Annotated in this window: 24 protein-coding genes; 17 read left to right on the forward strand and 7 right to left on the reverse strand. The window is 61.9% G+C overall.

Features of this window, described 5'->3' with window-relative positions; genetic code table 11:
* Positions 1 to 8: 8 nt before the first annotated feature.
* A complete protein-coding gene (locus tag CUJ84_RS18565; protein WP_018243466.1) occupies positions 9 to 386 on the reverse strand; it encodes a cell division protein ZapA in 378 nt (125 codons plus the stop codon).
* A 15-nt stretch (positions 387 to 401) separates the two neighbouring features.
* Positions 402 to 677 (reverse strand): DUF4164 domain-containing protein, encoded by a 276-nt coding sequence (locus tag CUJ84_RS18570; protein WP_012758879.1) that lies wholly within the window; start codon positions 675 to 677, stop codon positions 402 to 404.
* Between the two features lie 333 nt (positions 678 to 1,010).
* Here CUJ84_RS18570 and tkt point away from each other — a divergent pair, with 333 nt between their 5' ends.
* From tkt to CUJ84_RS18610, 8 genes are all read left to right on the forward strand, one after another.
* A complete protein-coding gene (gene tkt / locus CUJ84_RS18575; protein ID WP_105007292.1) occupies positions 1,011 to 2,984 on the forward strand; it encodes a transketolase in 1,974 nt (657 codons plus the stop codon).
* Between the two features lie 82 nt (positions 2,985 to 3,066).
* Positions 3,067 to 4,077 carry a type I glyceraldehyde-3-phosphate dehydrogenase gene (gene gap / locus CUJ84_RS18580; RefSeq protein WP_026188518.1) on the forward strand — a complete coding sequence of 337 codons (1,011 nt, stop codon included), beginning with the start codon at positions 3,067 to 3,069 and terminating at the stop codon, positions 4,075 to 4,077.
* Between the two features lie 247 nt (positions 4,078 to 4,324).
* On the forward strand, positions 4,325 to 4,639 hold the full coding sequence (locus tag CUJ84_RS18585) for a hypothetical protein (protein WP_105007293.1): 315 nt from the start codon (positions 4,325 to 4,327) through the stop codon (positions 4,637 to 4,639).
* 265 nt (positions 4,640 to 4,904) lie between these two features.
* Positions 4,905 to 5,084 (forward strand): hypothetical protein, encoded by a 180-nt coding sequence (locus CUJ84_RS18590; RefSeq protein WP_105007294.1) that lies wholly within the window; start codon positions 4,905 to 4,907, stop codon positions 5,082 to 5,084.
* Between the two features lie 493 nt (positions 5,085 to 5,577).
* Positions 5,578 to 7,452, forward strand: coding sequence for a potassium/proton antiporter (locus tag CUJ84_RS18595; protein WP_105007295.1), 1,875 nt, complete (start codon positions 5,578 to 5,580; stop codon positions 7,450 to 7,452).
* A 70-nt stretch (positions 7,453 to 7,522) separates the two neighbouring features.
* A complete protein-coding gene (locus tag CUJ84_RS18600) occupies positions 7,523 to 8,728 on the forward strand; it encodes a phosphoglycerate kinase (RefSeq protein WP_199788729.1) in 1,206 nt (401 codons plus the stop codon).
* Between the two features lie 319 nt (positions 8,729 to 9,047).
* The gene (locus tag CUJ84_RS18605) at positions 9,048 to 10,073 is read left to right on the forward strand and encodes a class I fructose-bisphosphate aldolase (protein WP_105007297.1); all 1,026 of its coding nucleotides are present in this window, start codon (positions 9,048 to 9,050) and stop codon (positions 10,071 to 10,073) included.
* A 153-nt stretch (positions 10,074 to 10,226) separates the two neighbouring features.
* Entirely contained in the window at positions 10,227 to 11,150 is a 924-nt protein-coding gene (locus CUJ84_RS18610) for a PhzF family phenazine biosynthesis protein (protein ID WP_105007298.1), read from the forward strand.
* Between the two features lie 44 nt (positions 11,151 to 11,194).
* Here CUJ84_RS18610 and CUJ84_RS38370 read toward each other — a convergent pair whose 3' ends face one another.
* Positions 11,195 to 11,359, reverse strand: a complete 165-nt coding sequence (locus CUJ84_RS38370; RefSeq protein ID WP_196237509.1) for a hypothetical protein — start codon at positions 11,357 to 11,359, stop codon at positions 11,195 to 11,197.
* Positions 11,360 to 11,532: 173 nt separating this feature from the next.
* Here CUJ84_RS38370 and CUJ84_RS18615 point away from each other — a divergent pair, with 173 nt between their 5' ends.
* The 3 genes from CUJ84_RS18615 (at position 11,533) to CUJ84_RS18625 (ending at position 14,073) form a co-directional block, all read left to right on the forward strand.
* Positions 11,533 to 12,831: an MFS transporter gene (locus tag CUJ84_RS18615; protein WP_105007299.1), complete on the forward strand. Its 1,299-nt coding sequence runs from the start codon at positions 11,533 to 11,535 to the stop codon at positions 12,829 to 12,831.
* A 143-nt stretch (positions 12,832 to 12,974) separates the two neighbouring features.
* The gene (locus CUJ84_RS18620; protein WP_018243477.1) at positions 12,975 to 13,166 is read left to right on the forward strand and encodes a DUF1192 domain-containing protein; all 192 of its coding nucleotides are present in this window, start codon (positions 12,975 to 12,977) and stop codon (positions 13,164 to 13,166) included.
* Positions 13,167 to 13,557: 391 nt separating this feature from the next.
* A complete protein-coding gene (locus CUJ84_RS18625) occupies positions 13,558 to 14,073 on the forward strand; it encodes a DUF1465 family protein (protein WP_105007300.1) in 516 nt (171 codons plus the stop codon).
* Positions 14,074 to 14,224: 151 nt separating this feature from the next.
* On the opposite strand, the gene rpmE is transcribed toward CUJ84_RS18625, so the two are convergent.
* Entirely contained in the window at positions 14,225 to 14,446 is a 222-nt protein-coding gene (gene rpmE / locus CUJ84_RS18630) for a 50S ribosomal protein L31 (RefSeq protein WP_003542805.1), read from the reverse strand.
* A gap of 193 nt (positions 14,447 to 14,639) precedes the next feature.
* Here rpmE and CUJ84_RS18635 point away from each other — a divergent pair, with 193 nt between their 5' ends.
* The 5 genes from CUJ84_RS18635 to CUJ84_RS18660 all read left to right on the forward strand — a co-directional run bounded on the left by CUJ84_RS18635 (position 14,640) and on the right by CUJ84_RS18660 (position 19,904).
* On the forward strand, positions 14,640 to 16,442 hold the full coding sequence (locus CUJ84_RS18635; RefSeq protein ID WP_105007301.1) for an ABC transporter transmembrane domain-containing protein: 1,803 nt from the start codon (positions 14,640 to 14,642) through the stop codon (positions 16,440 to 16,442).
* A gap of 143 nt (positions 16,443 to 16,585) precedes the next feature.
* Positions 16,586 to 17,578 (forward strand): Bug family tripartite tricarboxylate transporter substrate binding protein, encoded by a 993-nt coding sequence (locus tag CUJ84_RS18640; RefSeq protein WP_105007302.1) that lies wholly within the window; start codon positions 16,586 to 16,588, stop codon positions 17,576 to 17,578.
* A 284-nt stretch (positions 17,579 to 17,862) separates the two neighbouring features.
* Positions 17,863 to 18,051 (forward strand): YegP family protein, encoded by a 189-nt coding sequence (locus CUJ84_RS18650; protein ID WP_027683183.1) that lies wholly within the window; start codon positions 17,863 to 17,865, stop codon positions 18,049 to 18,051.
* 268 nt (positions 18,052 to 18,319) lie between these two features.
* A complete protein-coding gene (locus tag CUJ84_RS18655; RefSeq protein WP_105007303.1) occupies positions 18,320 to 18,658 on the forward strand; it encodes a YciI family protein in 339 nt (112 codons plus the stop codon).
* Positions 18,659 to 18,665: 7 nt separating this feature from the next.
* Entirely contained in the window at positions 18,666 to 19,904 is a 1,239-nt protein-coding gene (locus CUJ84_RS18660) for an RNA polymerase sigma factor (protein ID WP_105007304.1), read from the forward strand.
* Between the two features lie 110 nt (positions 19,905 to 20,014).
* Here CUJ84_RS18660 and CUJ84_RS18665 read toward each other — a convergent pair whose 3' ends face one another.
* The 3 genes from CUJ84_RS18665 to CUJ84_RS18675 all read right to left on the reverse strand — a co-directional run bounded on the left by CUJ84_RS18665 (position 20,015) and on the right by CUJ84_RS18675 (position 23,068).
* Positions 20,015 to 21,046, reverse strand: coding sequence for a peptidoglycan -binding protein (locus tag CUJ84_RS18665; protein ID WP_105007305.1), 1,032 nt, complete (start codon positions 21,044 to 21,046; stop codon positions 20,015 to 20,017).
* 3 nt (positions 21,047 to 21,049) lie between these two features.
* Entirely contained in the window at positions 21,050 to 22,156 is a 1,107-nt protein-coding gene (locus CUJ84_RS18670; protein ID WP_105007306.1) for a MotA/TolQ/ExbB proton channel family protein, read from the reverse strand.
* A gap of 111 nt (positions 22,157 to 22,267) precedes the next feature.
* Positions 22,268 to 23,068, reverse strand: coding sequence for an inositol monophosphatase family protein (locus CUJ84_RS18675; protein WP_105007307.1), 801 nt, complete (start codon positions 23,066 to 23,068; stop codon positions 22,268 to 22,270).
* Positions 23,069 to 23,286: 218 nt separating this feature from the next.
* On the opposite strand from CUJ84_RS18675, the gene CUJ84_RS18680 reads away from it, so the two are divergent.
* On the forward strand, positions 23,287 to 23,865 hold the full coding sequence (locus tag CUJ84_RS18680) for a TetR/AcrR family transcriptional regulator (RefSeq protein WP_105008237.1): 579 nt from the start codon (positions 23,287 to 23,289) through the stop codon (positions 23,863 to 23,865).
* The last annotated feature ends 13 nt before the right edge of the window (positions 23,866 to 23,878 follow it).

Consider the following 23,878-nt stretch of genomic DNA (forward strand, 5'->3'; position numbering starts at 1 on the left):
AATTGAGATCAATTCAGTTCGGGAGCGGATCGGCCGTTCAATTTGTCGGTGATGCCGCGGATGCGGCTCGACACCTCACTCAGCGCTGCCGCAAGATTTTCTTCGGTCCGGGCGGTCGCGGCAAGCACCGTATCGCGATTGCCGCGCAGCGACTCGAGTTCGGATTCCAATCCGGCGACGCGGCGCGTCAGCTCGGCAATCTCGTCCACGATCATGATGCCGGCCATGACGGTGATCCTGAGATCGCCGATTTCGCCGAACTGGTCCTTGAGATGGCCGACATAGCGGTCGAAACGGGTGGCAAGATCGGTCAGGTGATCCTCCTGCCCTTCCTCGCAGGCCATGCGATAGGCCTTGCCGTCGATCGTTACCGTCACCTGCGCCATGCCAAACTCTTTCTATCAGCGATCCAGAACTGCGCGGATCGTTTCCATCGCCGTCACCAGTCGCCGCGATACCTCGCGATTGACCTCTTCCAGCCGGTTGGCGCGGAATTCGGCCTGGTCGAGCTCCTGCGCCAGCCGCGAACGGTCTGCGTGCACGCGTCGCACCTCGCCCTCGATCTCGCCCTGCTCGCGCTGCCGCTCGACACGCATGTCGACGGCGTTTTCGAGGCTCGAAATCGCCTGTCTCAATTCGTTGAGCGCTGCTTCCATGGTTTTGCCTGTGGGCATCATGTCTTTCCGATTCCCGCGCAGGATCCGCGAATCGGCACGCCGCGCCGATCCTGCGATTTCAAAAGGATATGCAGCTCGCCGACGGCCCGTCAATAAATCCTGTCACTTGTCTGCCAGCCTATCCTGTGGATGAGCGTTTTACACATGCTCGTCACATCAGATTCGTCATTTGTACAATCGCGCGATCAAATGTCAAAAATCGCCGCTGTTCGCCCGGATTTGGCCCGCCATTTATTGACTTGCCCGTCCCAACTGCTATGTCTCTGCCGCTTTCACTCGATGGTCTTGGAGGCTCGAGGCCATCCCCCGACACCCGGAACTTGCGGAAAAGCCATGACCTCTCCCGAACAACACGACCGGATGGCGAATGCGATCCGTTTTCTCGCCATGGACGCCGTTGAAAAGGCGAACTCCGGCCACCCCGGCATGCCGATGGGCATGGCTGACGTGGCAACGGTCCTGTTCACCAAATATCTGAAGTTCGATCCGAAGAAGCCGCACTGGCCGAACCGCGATCGCTTCGTGCTGTCGGCCGGCCATGGCTCGATGCTGCTCTATTCGGTGCTGTATCTGACCGGCTATCCTGACATGACGATCGAAGATCTGAAGCAGTTCCGCCAGCTCGGCTCGAAGACCGCCGGCCATCCGGAATACGGTCACGCGACCGGCATCGAAACGACGACCGGTCCGCTCGGCCAGGGTATTGCCAATTCCGTCGGCATGGCGATTGCCGAACGCAAGCTGCGCGAGGAGTTCGGTTCCGATCTCCAGGATCACTATACCTATGCGATCTGCGGCGACGGCTGCCTGATGGAGGGTATCAGCCATGAAGCCATCGCGCTCGCCGGCCACCTGAAGCTCAACAAGCTCGTTCTGTTCTGGGACAACAACTCGATCACCATCGACGGCGCCGTCTCGCTGTCGGATTCCACCGATCAGATCGCCCGCTTCAAGGCCGTTCACTGGAACACGATCGAGATCGACGGTCACGATCAGGCCGCCATCGCAGCCGCGATCGAAGCTGCCCACAATTCCGACCGCCCGACCTTCATCGCCTGCAAGACGATCATCGGCTTTGGCGCCCCGAACAAGCAAGGCACCCACAAGGTCCACGGCAACCCGCTCGGCGCCGAAGAAATCGCAGCCACCCGCAAGGCGCTGAACTGGGAAGCCGAAGCCTTCGTCATCCCGTCGGATGTCCTCGACAGCTGGCGTGCAGCCGGCGCCCGCTCCGTCGAGCTCGTCAAGTCTTGGGAAGACGGCCTCGCCAAGGCTCCGGCCAAGGCCGAGTTCACCCGCCGCATGGCAGGCGAGCTGCCGGAAGGCTTCGACGCCGCGATCAGCGCATACAAGAAGAAGCTCGCCGAGACCAAGCCGACGGTTGCGACCCGCAAGGCTTCGGAAGACGCGCTCGAGGTCATCAACGGCTTCCTGCCGGAAACGCTCGGCGGCTCCGCCGACCTGACGCCGTCGAACAACACCAAGACCAGCCAGATGCATTCGATCACCCCGACGGATTTCGCCGGTCGTTACATGCATTGGGGCATCCGCGAGCATGGCATGGCGTCTGCCATGAACGGCATTGCGCTGCATGGCGGCCTCATCCCCTACAGCGGCGGCTTCCTGATCTTCTCGGATTATTGCCGCCCGCCGATCCGCCTTGCTTCGCTGATGGGCATCCGCGTCATTCACGTCCTGACGCATGACTCGATCGGCGTCGGCGAAGACGGCCCGACGCACCAGCCGGTCGAACAGCTCGCCGGTCTGCGTGCCATCCCGAATCTGATGGTCTTCCGTCCGGCCGATGCCACGGAAACGGCGGAATGCTGGCAGATCGCCATCAAGACGCACAACCGTCCTTCGGGCCTTGCTCTGACGCGTCAGAACCTGCTCGCAGCCCGCACCGAATACAGCGAAAAGAACCTTTGCGAACAGGGCGCCTATGTGCTCGCCGGCAATGCCGACGCCAAGGTGACGATCTTCGCCTCCGGTTCCGAAGTCGAAATCGCGGTTGCGGCTCGTACGGCGCTCGAAGCCAAGGGCGTCACCGTCCGCGTCGTATCGGTTCCCTGCACGGAACTGTTCTTCGAGCAGCCGGAAGCCTACCGCAAGGAAATCCTCGGCAACTCGCCGGTCAAGATCGCCGTCGAAGCCGCCGTTCGCGAAGGCTGGGATGCGTTCATCGGACCGGAGGGCACCTTCATCGGCATGAAGAGCTTCGGCGCTTCCGGCCCGGTCAAGGAAGTCTACAAGCATTTCGGCATCACCGCCGACGCCGTCGTTGCGGCCGCGGAAGCAAAGCTTTAATGAGGGCGCCTTGAGGCGCTCTCCATCTCCTCAATTCCAGGCCCTCACCTATCGGGCCCTACTCTATCGGGAGTGAATGAACATGACAGTCAAGGTTGCCATCAACGGTTTCGGCCGCATCGGCCGCAACGTCCTTCGCGCCATCGTCGAATCCGGCCGCACCGACATCGAAGTCGTCGCCATCAACGATCTCGGCCCGGTTGAAACCAACGCCCACCTGCTGCGCTACGACTCGATCCACGGCCGCTTCCCGGCAACGGTGAAGGTCGAGGGCGACTCGATCATCGTCGGCAACGGCAAGCCGATCAAGGTCACGGCGATCAAGGATCCGGCAACGCTTCCGCACCGCGAACTTGGCGTCGACATCGCGATGGAATGCACCGGCATCTTCACCGCCCGCGACAAGGCTGCGGCTCACCTGACGGCCGGCGCCAAGCGCGTCATCGTCTCGGCGCCCGCCGATGGTGCTGACCTGACGGTCGTCTTCGGCGTCAACCATGACCAGCTCACCAAGGAGCACTTGGTCATCTCCAACGCGTCCTGCACCACCAACTGCCTGGTGCCGGTCGTGAAGGTTCTCGACGACGCCGTCGGCATTGACCACGGCTTCATGACGACCATCCACTCCTACACCGGCGACCAGCCGACGCTCGACACGATGCACAAGGACCTGTATCGCGCCCGTGCGGCCGCCCTTTCGATGATCCCGACCTCGACGGGCGCTGCCAAGGCTGTCGGCCTCGTTCTGCCGCATCTGAAGGGCAAGCTCGACGGCACCTCGATCCGCGTTCCAACCCCGAACGTTTCCGTCGTCGACTTCAAGTTCGTCGCCAAGAAGGCGACCAGCGTTGGCGAAATCAACGAAGCCATCCAGGCTGCTGCAAACGGCAAGCTGAAGGGCATCCTCGGCTACACCGACGAGCCGCTCGTCTCCCGTGACTTCAACCACGACAGCCACTCCTCGATCTTCGCAACCGATCAGACCAAGGTCATGGAAGGCAGCTTCGTGCGCGTCCTGTCCTGGTACGACAACGAGTGGGGCTTCTCCAGCCGCATGTCCGACACGGCAGTCGCTTTCGCCAAGCTCATCTGAGCGCTCTTCAGGCATCGACATGCGAGCGGCCCGGGAAACCGGGCCGCTTTTTGTTGCCGTGCCTCCGAACAAAACCGACCTCCCCGCACTGGCATCTTTTCGACCTTTGCCCGGATGAGATCTGCTAGAATACGTCACCCTGGACATTCGAAATGCCCAGTTTCCTCGCGCATTGGCCATCGGCCAGGCGTAGCCACGCCAATGTCGTGCGGCAGCACTGTCGCCCGCATGAAAATGAGAGAGATGGATGGATTACTTTACCGTTGAAATCGCCGGCCGCGCCGTTGCCAGTTTTCGCTCGGAAAATCACGAGGAAGCGACGCATTTCTTCGAGGCGGAAGACTTTCGGGACGACCTGACCATCCTGGAATCCGAAGGCAAGCCCCTGTGGGACCGCAAAGCAGCCGTGAGCTTGCGCAAGGCGACCACCGAGGAAGCAAGCGAAGTCGAGCACGCCTATGAATTCGACGACGATCCCGAACGGACCATCGAGGACGAGTTCGTCGTTTTCCTGGTCCCGGTCGCGGATCTGACCGACGAGGGCGAGGACACAGAAGACTGACCGACGATCCGGATCTTTTCCGGTTTCGAAGTCATATCGAAGCGACGGGTACGATATGGCGCCGCCGTTCGCAGGCGAGGATGGCGGTGCAGTTGTGGCTGCCTCGGGTTCGAATTCGATAGGCGTCCCTGCGAGAGACCAGCGTCGAGGAATTCCCTGGCCGCAAGGATGGATCACGGGTTGGCAATCCGCTGGCCAAGCGTGCTAGATTGAGGAAATGCACAGCGCTGCACAATGGCTAAAATGAGCCAAGTGGAGGTGATAAATGGTAGAGGCACAAAAACGCTTGTCCCACACCACCCTCAAACGGCGGCAGCGGTTTCACCCCAAGCGGGACGTCAGACCTGCCGTGCTGGCAAAGGCTAATCGTCTGGTCATCTGGGTTGCCGCGTTCATTGGCCTCTCGTTTCTCGCCATCGTCATGCTTCAGGCAGTGTGGGGATAGCAGAGCAAGGGCCGGCCGCTTCCGGCACAAAACGACAGCCGGCTGCTCTCGCTGGGCGGCCGGCATTTCCTACCCGATATCGAAATATCTCCGCGTTCATTTTCCCTGCTCTTCGCATCCGCGCCTGCAATCCATTCTTCCCGTCATTGGACAAGGCAAACGGGCCGCGTGAAGGAGGAGCGTGTCTTATCCTGTTGCCATTCGCAGATACCGGCAGGAAAAATCCGTGCCGGTCTCTTTTGCCCTGCTCTCGCCTGATTTTCCTATACATTCTTTATAGAGAGTTTCTCCCGTAGCATTCCGTGTCGGTTGGCCGTCCGGCAGCCGTTCAGCAGCATGATGCAGCATCGCGACGAGGTTAAGCCGCAAGGCCTACCCTTCTCTGGCGTTTTGCCGTTTACTGATGGATCGCCGCGGGTGTGGAGGGGTTAAAACGAGACGGATCGGCCGGGGGTGGCCGTGTTCGCGAAGCAGTCGATGGAAAGGGGTGGGCATGGAAGCGTTCTACATCGTAGTGCTGGTTTCGACGGCGCTCGTGCTTCTTGCCGCTTTTTCGAGCTTGCTCGCCTTCCGCTTCGGCGCCCCCCTGCTGCTGCTCTTCCTGATGATCGGCCTTGCCGCCGGCGTCGATGGGCTCGGCATCGAGTTCAGCAACAATTATCTCGCCTATATTCTCGGTTCCATCGCGCTGGCCGTCATCCTCTTCGATTCCGGCTTCGGCACGCCGATGCAGGCCTTTCGGCTGGCGGCCGTGCCCTCTCTGGCGCTGGCCTCGGTCGGTGTGCTGATCACTGCCTCGCTCTTTGCCTTCGCCGCCATGTGGCTTTTGAATTTCACCTGGCTGGAAGGTCTGCTGCTCGGCTCGATCGTCGCGTCGACGGATGCTGCAGCCGTATTCTTCCTGCTGCGCATCGGCGGCATCAACATCCGCGACAAGGTGCGCTCGACGCTGGAAGTCGAATCCGGCACCAATGATCCGATGGCCATCTTCCTCACCATCGCCCTTGTCGAGGTGCTGGCGAGCGGCGAGCGTTACGCCGGCATCAATATCGGCATGCTCGCCATGTTCGTGCAGCAGATGGGCCTCGGCGTCATTCTCGGCCTGCTCGGCGGCATGATGATCGTGCTGATTGTCAGCAGGCTCGATACCGATCGCGGCCTGACGCCGATCTTCGTGCTGGCGCTCGCTCTTCTCGTCTTCTCCTTCACCGGCGCGGTCGGCGGCAGTGGCTTCCTCGCCGTCTATGTCGCCGGCATCTACGCCGGAAACCGCAAGATGCAGGCGATCGGCACCATCAAACGCTTCCAGGACGGCATGACCTGGCTGGCGCAGATCATCATGTTCCTGGTGCTCGGCCTGCTCGCCACGCCGTCGCAATTTCCTGTCATCATCGTGCCCGCCATCCTGCTCGCCCTCTTCCTGATCTTCGTCGCCCGACCATTGGCAGTCTGGCTGTCGCTGCTTCCCTTCGATTATACGCAGCAGGAAATCGGCTTTGTCGCCTGGGTCGGCCTGCGCGGCGCCGTCTCCATCCTGCTTGCCATCATGCCGATCCTCGGCGGGCTTGAGAACGGCCAGATCTATTTCAACACCGCCTTCATCATCGTGCTGGTCTCGCTGCTCCTCCAGGGCTGGACGATCAAGCCCGTCGCCAAGAAGCTCGGGCTGATCATTCCGCCGCGCATCGGCGCTGTCGACAAGGTCGAGGTTGACCTGCCTGGGGCGGCCAACCACGAACTGCTCTCCTACCGCGTCATCAAGGATAGCCCGGTGCTGCGCGGCGAGCGTATTCCGCGCTGGGCGACACCCTCGCTCGTCATCCGCGACGGCAAGTCGATGCGCTACCAATATGCCGGGCGGCTGCGCGAGCACGATCTCGTCTACCTCTTCATCGTGCCGAGCTATTCCCGCCTGCTCGACCGGCTCTTCGCCAGCCGGGCGCCGGTGGATGACGACGATGCCGAATTCTTCGGAGCCTTCGCGCTCTCCCCCGCCCGCCCCGCCGCCGATCTCGACGCCGCCTATGGCCCGGGCCTGCTCAACGAATCCGAAAAGGGGCTGACGATCGCCGAATTGATGCGGCAGCGCCTCGGCGGCAAGGCCGATTATGCCGACCGCGTCCGCCTCGGCTCAATCATCCTCATCGTCCGCGATCTCGACGAGCACGACCACATCACCTCCGTTGGCATGTCGCTCGAAGCAGTCGAACCGGCGATCACGCTGCCGATCTTCATCAATCTCAAGGACATCACCCAGCGCATCCGCGACCGACTGAACGGACGCCGGAACCGGGAAACCAAGGCCTCCGAAAGCACGCCGAAAGCGCCGGCCGGACACGACGAAGGCACACGCGAAAACGGCCGTTGAACGCCTTGCGTCTCGAATGATCCTTGCTATGTTCGGCGCAACTTTCGCCAACCACGACAGGATCCTCCCCATGCCTTCTTTCAAGACCCTCGACGATCTTTCCGACATCCGCGGCAAGCGCATTCTCGTCCGCGTCGACCTCAACGTCCCGGTGAAAGACGGCAAGGTCACCGATGCGACACGCATCGAGCGTGTGGCGCCGACGATCCTGGAATTGTCCGAAAAGGGTGCCAAGGTGATCCTGCTGGCCCATTTTGGCCGGCCGAAGGATGGCCCTTCGCCGGAGCTGTCGTTGTCGCTGATTGCCCCTTCCGTCGAGGAAGTGCTTGATCATGCCGTGCTGACGGCCTCCGATTGCATCGGCGAGGCCGCCGCCTCCGCCGTTGCCGCGATGAATGACGGCGATATCCTGCTTCTGGAAAACACCCGCTTCCACAAAGGCGAGGAAAAGAACGACCCCGACTTCACCAAGGCGCTTGCCGCCAATGGCGACATCTATGTCAACGACGCCTTCTCGGCCGCCCATCGCGCCCATGCCTCGACCGAGGGTCTTGCCCACCACCTGCCGGCCTATGCCGGCCGCACCATGCAGGCTGAGTTGGAGGCGCTGGAAAAGGGTCTCGGCGATCCGGCTCGCCCTGTCGTCGCGATCGTCGGTGGCGCCAAGGTCTCCACCAAGATCGACCTCTTGATGAACCTCGTGAAGAAGGTCGATGCGCTCGTCATCGGCGGTGGCATGGCCAATACCTTCATCGCCGCCCGCGGCACCAATGTCGGCAAGTCGCTCTGCGAGCATGATCTCGCCGAAACCGCCAAGCAGATCATGATCGAGGCCGCCACCGCCGGCTGCGCCATCATCCTGCCGGAGGATGGCGTGATCGCCCGGGAGTTCAAGGCGGGCGCCGCCAACGAGACGGTCGATATCAACGCCATTCCCGCCGATGCCATGGTGCTCGATGTCGGCCCGAAATCCATCGAGGCCATCAACGCCTGGATCGAGCGCGCTGCAACCCTGGTCTGGAACGGCCCGCTCGGTGCCTTCGAGATCGAACCCTTCGATGCCGCAACCGTCGCTGCCGCGAAATACGCCGCTGGGCGCACGGTAGCCGGCAAGCTCACCTCCGTTGCCGGCGGCGGCGATACGGTCTCGGCGCTCAACCATGCCGGCGTTGCCGACGATTTCACCTATGTTTCGACCGCCGGCGGCGCCTTCCTCGAATGGATGGAGGGCAAAGAGCTTCCCGGCGTCGCCGTCCTTAATGCTGCCACTGCATAATTCCTTAAATCGGAACCGATTTAAGGACAAAATTATGCAGCCATTCAAAGTGCTACAGCGTCCTTTGCGCGTCTGAAAAGACGCGCGGGAGATAATCGGCAAGACTGATTTCGCAGATTTTACATGTGGATAGACCGCGGAAGAAAAGAAGCTTCCGCGGTCTTTTGCTCAGAGGACGAAAAAAATCCCAACTTTCAAACGATTGAATTGAATTCAATCGTTTCAATGGCTTAGCCTTCCATTTTCCTCCCTATAAACTTCTGTTATCCGCGTTCTATATTCCTGAAGTGCCGATGTTTATTGTTGTGGAGAGAACGAAATGAGCGAACGACTGGAAGACATTGCAGTGCAGATGGTTAAGGGCGGCCGGGGGCTGCTCGCCGCCGATGAATCGACCTCCACCATCAAGAAGCGTTTCGACGCGATCAATCTCGAATCGACCGAAACCAGCCGGCGCGACTATCGCGAAATGCTCTTCCGCTCCGACGAAGCGATGAAGAAATATATCTCCGGCGTCATCCTCTTCGAAGAGACGCTCTTCCAGAAGGCCGCGGACGGCACGCCTTTCGTCGATATCATCCGCGCTGCCGGCGCCATTCCCGGCATCAAGGTCGATACCGGCGCCAAGCCGATGGCCAAATATCCCGCTGAAACCATCACCGAAGGCCTCGATGGCCTCGGTGAGCGACTTGCCAGATATTATGAAGCCGGCGCCCGCTTCGCCAAGTGGCGCGGCGTCATCGCCATCTCGTCGACCTTGCCGACCCGCGGTTCCGTCCGCGCCAACGCTCAGGCGCTTGCTCGTTATGCCGCACTTTGCCAGGAGGCCGGGATCGTTCCGATCGTCGAGCCGGAATGCCTGATGGACGGCAAACCGGGCGACCACAATATCGACCGCTGCGCCGAAGTAACCGAGTTCACGTTGCGCATCGTCTTCGAGGAACTCGCCGATGCCCGCGTCAACCTCGAAGGCATGATCCTGAAGCCGAACATGGTGATCGACGGCAAGAACGCCCGCAAGGCCTCGGTCGCCGAAGTTGCCGAGCACACCGTCAAGGTGCTGAAGGCGACCGTTCCATCAGCCGTTCCCGGCATCGCCTTCCTCTCCGGCGGCCAGACGACCGAAGAAGCGACAGCCCACCTTTCGGCGATCAATGCCACCGGCGACCTGCCCTGGTTCGTCACCTTCTCCTACGGCCGCGCCCTGCAGGACAGCGCGCTCAAGGCCTGGAACGGCAAGCAGGAAAACGTCGCTGCCGGCCAACGCGAATTCACCCACCGCGCCGAGATGAACAGCCTCGCCGCCAAGGGCAACTGGAAGAAGGACCTGGAAAAGGCCGCTTGATCATTAATGCTTAGGACTGGGCAGGGAGCGGCGAACGCAGCTTCCTGCCCTCTCTGCCATTTCCTTCCCTCTGATTGTCACGGCGACAAGAAACCGCTTCGTTCCGCGAAAAACCGTGATTACTCATAGCGCCCTGTCACAACAGGAGCAGCCATGAACACCCTCTCCTACATCACCGTCGATGTCTTCACCTCCACGCGCTTCGAGGGCAATCCGCTTGCCGTCATTTCCGATGCGCGCGGTCTGAGCGATGTGGCGATGCAAAAGATCGCCACCGAGTTCAATTATTCCGAAGTCACCTTCGTCCTGCCGCCGGAAGACCCGCAAAATTCCGCCCAGGTGCGCATCTTCACCCCGACGATGGAAATACCCTTTGCCGGCCATCCAAACGTCGGCACCGCCTATGTGCTCGGCCAGCAAGCGGAGATTTTCGGCAAGCCGGTCGGCGATACGCTGCGTTTCGAGGAAAAGGCCGGCATCGTCGAAGTCAGCCTGAAACGCAGCGGCGGAAAGGTTGCTGCAGCCGCCATCCGCGCGCCGCAGCCGCTGACGATCGGCGACACCATCGCCGCCGAAACCATCGCCGGCTGCGTCTCGCTCGACCCCGGCGTCATCGTCAACACCACCCATGCCCCGCTCTTTGCCTCGGTCGGCCTGAACTTTGCTGTCGCGGAGTTGAACGGGCTCGAAGCGCTGGCCGCCGCCCGCCCGAACCTTGCCGGGTTCCAGGCAGCTGCCGGCCGCCAGACGACGAGCGGCCACGACTTCTCGCTCTTCCTCTATGTGAGGACAGCCGAAAATCCATGGAATATTCGCGCCCGTATGTTCGCGCCCCTCGACAATGTGCCCGAGGATCCGGCAACGGGCAGCGCTTCAGCTGCGCTTGGCGCCTATCTCGTCTCGCTTGCGCCGGAGGCCGATATGAACGCCCGCATCACCATTGAACAGGGCGTCGAAATGGGCCGCCGCAGCGTCATCACCCTTGATGTCGTGAAATCGGGCGGCATCGTCACCGATGTCGTCATCTCGGGAGGCTGCGTTTCCGTCATGCGCGGAGAAATTAGCTTGCAAGACTGACGGTCGCAGCTCGGACCCTACCCCTGCGTTACACGTATCTGGCGCTACATCAGGAAATCGCGCGAAAGCAGAGCCACTGCCCAGACGGCGAAAGCGATTAGCGCGATTTTCCAGAAATCCATCCGCTGCCTGAGGCCGGGAAGCCCGAGCGGCTTGATCACCTGTATCGCCATGGCAAGGATGAGCAGCAAGGCTATCAGCTTTGTCATGCTTTATTTTTTCCGTTTTTCGGAATGTCACAGGACGGACATTTTTCCGCGCGAACAAGAGGATCTCGACACGCCGTAAAGATATTCCGGGGCACAATCAATCATCTTGAGGCTGGGCTGAGGCAGGTCCTGCCTTATGTCCATTGCAAATCGCTAAGACCGAGTCTGGGGAAATGAAGAGAAATCTGCTGTCCGTCGCCGCGCTGCTCTTTGGCACGCTCTTTCTTTTCATGGGCAACGGCCTGCAGGGGATCCTGCTTCCCGTGCGCGGCAATCTCGAAGGCTACGCAACGACGACGCTCGGCCTGCTCGGCACCTCATGGGCGGGGGGCTTCGTCATCGGCTGCCTGATTGCGCCGAAGATCGTGCGCCGCGTCGGCCATGTGCGTGCCTTTTCAGGCTTCATCTCGATCATCGCCATCATTGCGCTGGTCAGCGGTATCATCATTGATCCGGTCTGGTGGGTGGTCCTGCGCGCCGTCACCGGCTTCTCCACCGCCGGCACGTCGATGATCATCGAAAGCTGGCTGAACGAGCGCGCCAGCAACGAGAGCCGCGGCATGATCTTCTCGCTCTATATCGGGATCACACTCATCGGCGTCGTCGGCGGCCAGATGATGATCCCGCTCGAGGATGTGCGCACACCGGTGCTGTTCATGATCTGCGGCATCTTCTATTGCATCGCCATGCTGCCGACGACGCTGTCGACCGCCGCTTCGCCGCAGCCGCTGAAGGCGGTGCGCCTTGATCTGCCGGCGCTCTATCGCAACTCGCCGGTCTCCTGCCTCGGCATCCTGCTCGTCGGCATCGCCAATGGGGCCTACGGCACGCTCGGCGCCGTCTTCGGCGCCGGCGCCGGCCTGTCCGACACCAGCATCGCCGTCATGATGAGCGCCACCATCTTCGCCGGGGCGGTGATGCAGCTGCCGGCCGGCCGGCTTTCCGATCGCATCGACCGGCGTTACGTGCTCGCCGCCATGTCGGGGATCGCCGCCCTTGCCGGCCTGCTGATCTTTCTGCTCCACCCGACGTCGCCCGCCTTGCTGATCGGGCTCGTTGTCCTTTACGGCGCCGTGGCGAATACGCTCTATCCGATCGCCGTCGCCCACGCGAACGACTTCGCGGCGTCGGAGGACTTCGTCAAGGTCTCCGGCGGCCTGCTGCTGCTCTACGGCATCGGCACGGTGATCGGCCCGACGATCAGCGGTCCCGTCATGTCGGCGATCACCCCGCATGCGCTTTTCCTCGTCACCGCCATCGCCCATGTGCTGATCACCGTTTACGCCATCATCAGGAGCCGCATCCGCGCCGCCGTGCCTGCAAGCGACCGCGACGCCTACACGACGATCCCGACCGGCACCTCGCCGATGCTGACACCGCAAAGCATGTCGCTTGCCGATCGCGGCGCCGGCAAACCTCCCGAAACCGGAAAGTCTCCCGAAAGCGGCGATCCTGCTGTAAAGTTCGGCTAGAACGGGATGATTTTAGGCCGGGTCGGCCTAAAATCTGAATCCTGTTCTCAATATAGCTAGAGCAATTCCAGCAAAAGTGCGCAGCGGTTTTGCGTTCCGCAATTGCGTGAGGAAAGCTATAGGCAGCGAACGGAGGACGAACCATGAGCTTCATCGATGATGACCGGCCGCAGAAGAAAGTCGCCCACGAGATCGGCGCCGATCTCTCCATGCTTTCGGTCGACGAGTTGAAGGCGCGGGTGGAATTGCTGAAGACGGAGATCGCCCGTCTCGAGGCCGAGGCCGGTCGCAAGGCCTCCGGGCGGCAGGCGGCGGAAAGCTTCTTCCGCTCGTAATCCGCTAAAAACCCCGAAAAACAAGGCTATAGGCGGATAAAATAGCCCGCCTCAAGTCTTAATTCGGCACAATGTTAATAAAATATTAAGCTTTATAAGATATTACTATATTCATCCGGATTTTCTCTGGATCTCAGACAGTTTTCCAAGCGGTGAATTGGTCTGATTTTTCTCCCTGTTTTACCTTGAGAGCCGCGATTGCGGCTCTTCTTTTTCCTATGGCCGGCGCACTTCCACGAAACTGTGGAGATTAACCCTTTCTTAAGAAACGGCTTGCGCATTTGGGCTAATGATACCATCTTAAAGTCATAAAAACCCGGCCTGGAAACTTTTTCGTCGGTGCCGGCGTTACCTGAATATATGTAGCTGCGTGCAAACAGGGACTATTGCGATGTCGGAAGTTGGGTTGAACACGATCAGTTTTGCAGGCCGCGCCGCTGCATCCTCGCAGTTCAAGGCACTTTACGCGGAAGGCATGTCGCTGGTCGAAGAGACTGCCGCCTACCTCGACGGCCAGGGCCGCGCCGCCTCCAAGGTTTTGCCGCGGATGGCCTCAGTTCTCTACGCCGCGGAATCGATGCGTTTGACCACCCGCCTGATGCAGATGGCCTCTTGGCTGCTGTTGCAGCGCGCCGTCAACAATGGCGAAATGTCCCGTGACCAGGTACTCGCCGAGAAGAACAAGGTTCGCCTCGACGGCTTCAACGTCGACCGCGCCGCACCCGGCTGGGGTGACCTGCCGGAATCCTTCCGCGACCTCGTCGAACGCTCGCTACGTCTACAGAACCGCATCGCCCTGCTCGACCGCGAGATCTACCGCCCGTCCGAAGCGGTGATCATTCATGATAATCAGAACAGCGTCCAGGCCCAGCTTTCCCTGCTGCAGACCGCCTTCGGCAACAGCTGACCGATCCGCAAGAATTCGATACGAACCGGCTGCGTCTTACGCGGCCGGTTTTTTGTTTGCCGCTGAACACCACCATTCCTACAGCGCCATTGCAAACGCAAAAAAGCCCGGCGAAACCGGGCTCTCTTCGAATTCCATCAAGCAAAAGCGATTAGAGGCCGAGACCGCCGAAACGCTTGTTGAACTTGGAGACGCGGCCGCCGCGGTCCATGAGCTGCTGGTTGCCGCCGGTCCAGGCCGGATGCGACTTGGAATCGATCTCGAGGTTCATGACAGCGCCCTCCGAACCCCAGGTCGAGCGGGTTTCGTATTCGGTGCCATCGGTCATGACTACCTTGATCATGTGATATTCGGGATGGATGCCTGCCTTCATAACAATCTTCCTGCGATACCGGAGTTCAATTTGCCGCATGCAGTTGCGGCCAACGAACCGATTGAATAAATGAAGCCGCAGTCGTGATGGCTACGGCTTCCCATTAGGATGCGGTGCCTATACATGAAGGACGCCTAGATAACAAGAGCCTACAGGCCGCATTGCGCGGGTCCTGCGGGCGATCGGAGACGATTTGGCAGAGCAGGCACGGGCTGAGGAAAACAAACGGCGGTCGCTACAGCCGCTCGGCAGGCTGACGCCCTACGTCATGCGTTATCGCGGCATGGTGGCCGGGGCGCTGATGTCGCTGGCGCTTGCCGCCATCACTTCGCTGGCGCTGCCGCTCGCCGTGCGTCGCATGATCGATCACGGCTTCACCCAGTCGGACGGCCGCTTCATAAACAGCTACTTCGCCATGCTGATGGTCATGGCCGTCGTGCTCGCGGTCGCAAGCGCGCTGCGCTATTATTTCGTCATCACCATCGGCGAGCGCATCGTCGCCGATCTTCGCCGCGATGTCTTTGCCCATGTGACGAGGCTGTCGCCCTCCTTCTTCGACGTCAACCAGTCCGGCGAGATCGTCTCGCGCCTGACCGCCGATACGACGCAGATCAAGTCCGCCGTTGGTGCCACCGCCTCGGTGGCACTCAGGAACCTCATCCTCTGTATCGGCGCCATGGGCATGATGATCGTCACCTCGCCGAAGCTTTCGAGCCTCGTCATCGGAGCGATCCCGCTGATTGTTTTCCCGCTCGTCGCCTTCGGCCGCTCGGTGCGCAAACGTTCGCGCGCCGCCCAGGATACGCTCGCCGATGCCTCCGCCTTCGCCAACGAGACGATCGCCGCGACCCGCACCGTCCAGGCCTTCAACGGCGAGGATGCCGCAGCAACGCGTTACGGTACCGCTGTCGAATCCGCCTACGAGGCCGCCCGCGCCGCCATCCGCTCGCGCGCGCTGCTGACGGGGATCGCCATCACGCTGATCTTCGGCAGCGTCGTTGCCGTGCTCTGGGTCGGCGCCCATAGCGTGCTTGCCGGCACGCTCTCGGCCGGCACGCTCGGTCAGTTCCTGCTCTATGCCGTCATCTCCGCCGGGTCGCTGGGCGCGCTGTCGGAGGTCTGGGGCGAACTTTCGCAGGCAGCCGGCGCTGCCGACCGGTTGACCGAATTGCTTGACGAAGTCTCGCCGATCACAGCCCCCGCCAGCCCGCAGGCCCTCCCTTCGCCCGGCCACGGCCGCGTCGAATTTTCCGGTGTGCATTTCGCCTATCCCTCGCGCCCCGGGAAATCTGCACTGCATGGCTTAAGCTTCGCCGTCACGCCAGGTGAGACGGTCGCCATCGTCGGCCCTTCCGGTGCCGGCAAGAGCACCGTCTTTTCGCTATTGCTGCGCTTCTACGATCCGCAACAGGGCAGCGTGAAGATCGACGGTGTCGACGCGCAGCTGACGACGCCCGACGAGCTGCGCCAGCGTATCGCCATCGTGCCGCAGGATGTCACCATCTTTGCCGCCTCGATCCATGACAACATCGCCTTCGGCCGTCCCGGCGCCTCGCGTGACGAGGTCCGTGCCGCAGCCCTTGCCGCGCAGGCCGACGAATTCATCGCCCGGCTGGACCAGGGCTACGAGACCGAGGTCGGCGAACGCGGCATCACGCTCTCCGGCGGCCAGCGCCAGCGCATCGCCATTGCCCGCGCCATCCTGAAGAACGCCTCCGTATTGCTGCTCGACGAGGCGACCTCGGCGCTTGACGCCGAAAGCGAGACACTGGTGCAGAAGGCGCTCGACGGTCTGGTGGACGGCCGCACGACGCTCGTCATCGCCCATCGCCTGGCCACCGTGTTGAAAGCCGACCGCATTCTCGTCATGGATCAGGGCCGCGTCGTCGAAGAGGGCACGCATCAGAGCCTGATCCGCCATGGCGGCATCTATGCGCGACTGGCGCGGCTGCAATTCGACGCCGCCAACGAGGATGTACTCGCTGCGGCGAAATAGCCGGCGCGCACTTCTTCCGCCAATAGCGACTAAAGTCTGAACCCGCTGCGCCTCCCCGCGGTTGTCTTTCGCGCGTCCCGCCCTAACCTCTTCATTCCCCGGGGTGGGGATATTGCTGCTCAAATCCTTGGGAGGAGATAGGAATGGCGCTTTCCGATATAACGCGACGTACGGGCCTTGCGCTCGGTTTCGGTGTGCTTGCGGCCTTTGCCGTCGGTGCGTCTGCCGCTGCTGCGGATTTTCCCGATCGCGCGATCACCATGGTCGTGCCCTTCGCGGCCGGCGGCTCGACCGACGTCGTCGCCCGCATCGTCGCGCAGAAGATGTCGGAGGATCTCGGCCAGCAGGTGATCGTCCAGAACGTCGCCGGCGCCGGCGGCAATCTCGGCGCCGGTAACGTCGCCCGCGCCGAACCGGACGGTTACACCATCCTGATGGGTACGGTCGCGACCCACGCCCTCAATCCGCTGATCCTGAAATCGACACCCTACGATCCCGAAAAGGATTTCGCGCCGATCTCGCTGCTCGTCGTCGTGCCGAACGTGCTGGTCGTCAATCCAGAATTGCCGGCAAAGACCGTGCAGGAGCTGATCGCCCTGCTAAAGGCCGAGCCCGACAAATACAGCTACGCCTCATCGGGCAACGGCACGCCGCTGCATCTTTCCGGAGAGCTCTTCAAGTCCATGGCCGGCGTCAGCATGCAGCACATTCCCTATAAGGGCGCCGGCCCGGCATTGAACGACGTCATCGGCAACCAGGTGCCGATCATGTTCGACAACCTGCCCTCCTCGTCGAGCCATATCAAGGCCGGCACCCTGCGGGCGCTGGCCGTGACCACGGCCGTGCGCGCGCCCTCCTTCCCCGATGTGCCCACGATCGCCGAGTCAGGCATTCCAGGTTACGAGACCTATACCTGGAACGCGCTTTTCGCCCCTGCCAAGACGCCGAACGAGGCAGTGATGCGCCTCAACGCCTCGGCTAAAAAGGCGCTCGCCGACCCAGCCGTCGCTGAACGCATGAAGGAATTCAGCGCCACCATCGTCGGCTCGACGCCGGAGGAACTCGCCACCCATGTGAAGGCCGAGCTCGCCAAATGGGGACCGGTCGTCAAGGGTGCGAACATCCAGATGGAGTGATGCCGGCATGATGCCGAAAAGTGTGAGCAGTTTTCGGATGACATCATGCTCGACGCTTTAATGAGAACAGGATTCTGATTTTAGGCCGACCCGGCCTGAAATCATCCTGTTCTCGAGGCATAGCCGCTGGTGTCCTCATTCACTTGCGTCCAATGGAAACGGTGACAATTGGACGCTAAGCAACCCATTCCTGATTAAGGTAGTGGAAAAGCTCGCCATTTTGATCTAGCCTCCGCTAAGCTGATGGTTGCAATTCAGCGTTTTTGGGATTTCGGGAGACATCTATGTATAAATTCGAAGTCTATAAGGATAAGGCCGGCGAGTTCCGCTTCCGCTTCAAGGCATCGAACGGGGAAGCTATGTTCTCGTCTGAGGGCTACAAGGCGAAGGCGTCCGCCATGAGTGCCATCGAATCCATCAAGAAGAACACGCCAGGCGCCGAGGTCGTCGACCAGACGAAGGCCGAGTCCTGAGCAGACCGGCAGCGGTGGCGTGATTGCCGCCCTGCCCTTTCGCGCCCTTGAGCAGCGCCGGCGCCCTTGAGCCCGGCCCGCTTGCGATTTTCGGCGCCATTTTTCTTTTTCGCATATTTTTTTTGAAAACCATGTCGAAACGACCGGTGGCCGCGTCTCATTGTTTCGGAACGGCCGCGCCGCTCCGCCGGGCTTTACGGTTTTCGGGATATCGATCCCCGCTCTTGGCATGCCCGGATCAACGCAACAACGAGATCAGGAGTTTTCCATGCAATATGCTCTCATCATTCGCGAAGCCGCCGAAGATTTCGCCCGCCGCGACGATCCCGCCTATCGCGACGGCTGGGTCGCCTACAGCAAGGCGCTTGCTCAGGCAGGGATCATGACTGGCGGCGCCGGGCTGACAGGCCCGGAGACCGGCACGATCGTGCGCCGCAAAGGCGAGGAACACGATGTTCAGGACGGGCCTTATCCGGAGGGCAAGGAACAGCTCGGCGGCTTCTATCTGATCGACGTCCCCGACATCGACACTGCGCTCGAATGGGCGACCCGCGTCCCGATCTCCGACAAGGGTTCGGTCGAGGTGCGCCCGCGCCTGCAGATGTGAGGCGGCAATGCCGCCCGATGCCGGACGCGCTGCCGAAAAGGTGGCGCGTCAGTCCTACGGCAAGCTGATCGCCTTCCTCGCCGCCCGCTCGCGCGACGTGCCGGCGGCAGAGGATGCATTGTCGGAAGCACTGGCGTCGGCGCTTCGCGTCTGGCCGGAGCGCGGCGTTCCCGGCAATCCGGAAGCCTGGCTGCTGGTGGCCGCGCGCCGCAATCTCATGCAGGCGGCCCGCCACCGCACCGTCGAGGCCAACGCGCAAACGACGATATCGGTCGCCTTCGAGGAGGCGGAGGAACGCATGAACGAAGCCGGCAACGCCGTCTTTCCCGATGAGCGGCTGAAGCTGCTCTTCGCCTGCACCCATCCCGCCATCGACAGCTCCGTGCATACGGCGCTGATGCTGCAGACCGTTCTCGGCATCGAGGCGAGAACCATCGCCCGATCCTTCGTCGTCTCACCGGAGGCGATGAGCCAGCGGCTGGTGCGGGCCAAGATGAAGATCCGCGATGCCGGCATTCCCTTCGCCGTCCCGCCTCGCCCCGCCTTGCCGGAGCGTCTTGCGGCGGTGCTCTCGGCGATCTACGCGGCTTACGGTCTCGGCTGGGACGGTCTCGACGGAGAGAACGAACGCCCTTCGCTTGCCGGCGAGGCGATCTGGCTCGGCCGCGCGCTTCTGGCGGTGCTGCCGGACGAACCGGAAGCGGTCGGGCTGCTCTCCTTGATGCTTCACTGCGAAGCCCGCCGCAGCGCCCGGCGCGACGGTAGCGGCCGATATGTGCCGCTGGACGAGCAGGATACGGCCGCTTGGAACGCGATCATGATTGCCGAGGCGGATGCACTGCTGCGCAAGGCCGGCGGCTTCGACCGTTTCGGCCCCTTCCAGTGTCAGGCGGCGATCCAGTCCGTGCATGCGGCGCGCCGGCTGTCGGGAACGACCGACTGGCAGGCGCTGACGACACTCTACGCGGCGCTGGTAATGATGAAGCCGACGCTGGGTGCACGCGTCAGCCAGGCTGCGGTGATCGGCCGGGCCTTGAGCGCCGCTGCCGGCCTGGAGGGGCTCGACAAGCTCGATCCGCGCGACATAGCAAGCTACCAGCCCTACTGGGCGGTGCGTGCCTTTCTGCTGACCCAGGCCGGCGATGATACCGCCGCAGCCGACGCCTATATGACGGCAATCGGCCTCAGCGACAGCCCCGCCGTGCGCGACTTTCTCGCCAACCGGTTAAAGGTTGTGCAGCGGTAATGTCAGCCCGCTGCATAACTCCTAAAATCGGAATCGATTTAAGGAGTTATGCAGCCATTCAAAGTGTTTCGGCGTCCTTTGCGCGTCTTCAAAGAGGCGCGGCGCTGTAATCACTTCTCGGTCAGCTTCAGCTCGATGCGGCGGTTGGTAGAGCGCGCATCCGGCGTTTCGCCCGGCGCGATTGGCTGGAACTCGCCGAAGCCGGCGGCAACCAGCCGGTCGGCCGGCACGCCTTGTGCGATCAGGAACTTGACGACCGAAATCGCGCGCGCCGAGGAGAGCTCCCAATTGTCGCGATAGCGGCCCGTTCCGGCAAGCGGCACATTATCCGTATGGCCGTCGACGCGCAGCACCCAATTGATCTCCGGCGGAATTTCCTTGGCGAGATCGAGAAGGGCGGCGGCAAGCTTTGCCATCTCGGTCTGCCCCTCCGGGTTGAGATCGGCACCGCCCGAGGGAAACAGCACTTCCGACTGGAAGACGAACCGGTCGCCGACGATGCGGATATTCTCGCGGTCCGAGAGGATCTCGCGCAGGCGTCCGAAGAAGTCGGAACGGTAGCGGTTCAACTCCTGCACGCGTGCGGCGAGCGCCACGTTGAGGCGGCTGCCGAGGTCGGCGATCTTGGTCTGCGAGACCCGGTCTTTCTGCTCCGACGCCTGAAGGGCTGCTTCGACGGCGGCAATCTGGCTGCGAAGCGCTGATATCTGCTGGTTCAGCAGTTCGACCTGGCTAAGCGCCCGTTCGCTCACCTGCTTCTGCTCGTCGAGCTCCTGCGTCATCGAGCCGATCCGCTTCTGCGCCGCATCCTGACCGCCCGAACCGGTACTCAGCAGCGCCTGCAGCCGCGAACGGTCGCCTTCGGCACTGGCAAGCGAGGCCTGCAGGTTGGCGACCGAATCCTGGAGATCCTGGTTGCTGCCCTTTTCGAGCGCAAGAAGCTGCGTCAGCTCGTTGATCTGGCTGTTCAGCCGATTGAGCACCTCATCGCGTCCGGTGATCTCGCGGCTGAGGATGAACTGCCCGACGACGAAGACCGTCAGCAGGAACATGATGGAGATGAGCAGCGTCGACAGCGCATCGACGAAGCCCGGCCAATAATCCACCGTGCGTTCGCGGCGCCGGTTACGGGCAAGAGCCATGGCTTACTTGCCCTCGCTCTTTTCTGCGTGGCTGACGCGGTCGCGCACGCGCTCGCCCCTCTCGCCTGGGCGCTCCTGCACGCCGATGCGTTCGGCAAGCCGGTCGAGCGTGCGGCGCATCGCCTTCGCCTCGTCCTGCTGTGCCTCGATCCAGTCGCGCAGCATCTGCTGCTCGTTGCGCATGTTCTTGACGAGGCCCTGAATACCTTCGGCAAGGCTGGCCATGGCGGCGACGGAGCGCTGGCTGCCGGCACCACCCTCTTCCGAGACCTTGCGCAGATAATCGGAGAGCGCGCGCATGTCATCCGACGAAGCGCCGGAAACGGCGTCGAGAGCCGGGGCAAGATGATCGGAGCCGACATCCGTCACCGAGGAGAGCCAGTTTTCCAGCTCCATATAGAAGCGGTTTTGCGCGCGGCCGGCCTGCAGGTCGAGGAAGCCGAGAATGAGCGAACCGGAAAGGCCGAGTAGCGAGGAGGAGAAGGCTTGGCCCATGCCCGAAAGCGGCGTGGAAAGGCCTTCCTTCAGCGCCGAGAGCACGTCCCCGGTGCCGTTCGAACCGGCATCAAGGGACTGGATGACAATGCTGATCGAACCAATCGTGCCGATGAGGCCCCAGAAGGTGCCGAGCAGGCCGAGGAAGACCAAGAGGCCGATCAGGTAGCGTGAAACGTCGCGCGATTCGTCGAGGCGGCTGGCAATCGAATCGAGGATCGAGCGCAGCGCCGTCGTCGACAGCGACACTGCGGACTTGCGGCTGCCGAGCAGCGCCCGCATTGGCGCAAGCAGCCGCGGATTGCGGTTGACCTTGTCGACGCTGCCGGCGGCGCGGAAGGAATTAAACCAACGCACCTCGGGGCGAAGCGCCAGTACATGGTTGAAAACAAGGATAATTCCGACCGCGAGAACGCCGACGATCAGGCCGTTGAGGCCCGGATTGTGCATGAAGGCGGTCTGCGTCTGCCGGAAGAGGATGGCGGCGATAAAGCCGACGATGACGAGGAAAAGCAGCATCGTCCAGAGGAAGGGCATGGGACTCGAAAGCCTGTTGGCATAACCGCCAGCCGTCTTTTCGGTGGAGCCGATCTCCGCCACATTCACATTTTCCATAGGGTCGCTGCCTCCGGAGTCATTGCTGGCGGAGACTAGAGCAACATTGTGCCGAATTGAAGTATGCCGGGGCGAAAACCGTGACTTTACAACAGCCAGATTTTCGTTCGGTCACTTGGCGGGAATAGGCCGCTTGACGACTTCGATCAGCGCCTTGTGGATGATCTCGTTGCCGGCGACGATCGCGCCGCTCTCCAGCATCGTTGCACCACCGTCCCAGTCGGTGGCGAAACCGCCGGCTTCACGGATGAGCAGGATGCCGGCCGCCATGTCCCAGGGCGCCAACTCCGCTTCCCAGAAACCGTCGAACCGCCCGGCCGCGACATAGGCGAGATCGAGCGTCGGCGAGCCCAGGCGGCGGATGCCCGCCACTTCGCCCATCACATGGCGAAGCTCGACCAGGAACTTGCCGTGATTGCGCTTGCCGAGCGCCGGAACGCCGCAGCCGATGACGCAATCCGACAGCGCGCGGCGCGCGGCGACGCGCAGGCGTCGGTCATTAAGGAAGGCGCCGCCGCCGCGCTCGGCGGTATAGAGTTCGTCGGTCGCCGGATTGAAGACGACGGCGGCAACGATCTCGCCATTGCGCTCGAGCGCGATCGAGACAGCGAAGGCCGGGATGCCGTGCAAAAAGTTCGTCGTGCCGTCGAGCGGGTCGACGATCCAGCGATGCGCGCCGTCGGTGCCCTTGATTTCCTCGCTTTCCTCGCCGAGGAAGCCATAGGTCGGACGCGCCTTGAGCAGCTCTTCCCTGACGATCTTTTCGGCCTTGCGGTCGGCGGTGGAAACGAAGTCGCCCGGTCCTTTCACGGAAACCTGCAGGTTCTGCACTTCGCCGAAATCACGCCCCAGCGACTTTCCTGCCTTGAGGGCAGCCTGAACCATGACATTGAGAAGAGCTGAACGGGCCATCGGCGCATTTTTCCTTGGGACTGATACGGGGCGCGCGCGCTGCCAGGGGCGGGAAGTGTCCCTGAACATGCATGACAGGCAGCGCTGCGAAGATTGGCGGCCTCAAGACCACAAAATCAGGGAAATTTCAAGGGCAGGCGCGCATGGCTGCCCTGCGGCGGCGGAAACCATTCACTTTATTCTGGACAGATCAGTCCAATAAGAGTAGAAGCATGGTCATGGCACGTCACAAGGAATTCGATCGCGACACCGCCCTTCATGCCGCCATCGGCGTATTTTCCGAGCATGGCTATGAAGGCACCTCAACCGAGGAATTGCTGACGGCGATGAAGATCAGCCGGCAAAGCATGTACGACACCTTCGGCGACAAGCGCAGTCTCTATCTGGAAGCGCTGAAGCGCTACAATGTGGAGAGCATCGACAAGATCATCACCGATCTTCGCCGCGAAGGCCGGCCGATCGAGGCGCTGGAAGGTGCTCTCGTCGCCTTCGCCTCGCGTCCCGCTGCCGAGGCCCGGCGCGGCTGCCTCGGTGTCAGCGCCATCTGTGAATTCGGCCGCTCCGATGCCGAGGTCGCAGCTCTTACCGACAGCGCCGGCCGCGCGCTTCACGCGGCGATCGAAAGCCTTCTCGCTGAGGCTCGCAGGACCGGAGAACTCGCAACAGAGATCGATATCGCCGACGCCATTCCGTTTCTCGGCGCTGCGCTGTCGGGCATGAAAGTCAGCGCCCGAAACGGCGCCCAACCCGAGACGCTCCGCGGTATCGCACACATGGCAATCAGAAGCCTCCGCTGACGAACGGACAACT

The organism is Rhizobium leguminosarum (genome assembly GCF_002953715.1).
GTDB classification, from domain to species: domain Bacteria; phylum Pseudomonadota; class Alphaproteobacteria; order Rhizobiales; family Rhizobiaceae; genus Rhizobium; species Rhizobium leguminosarum_V.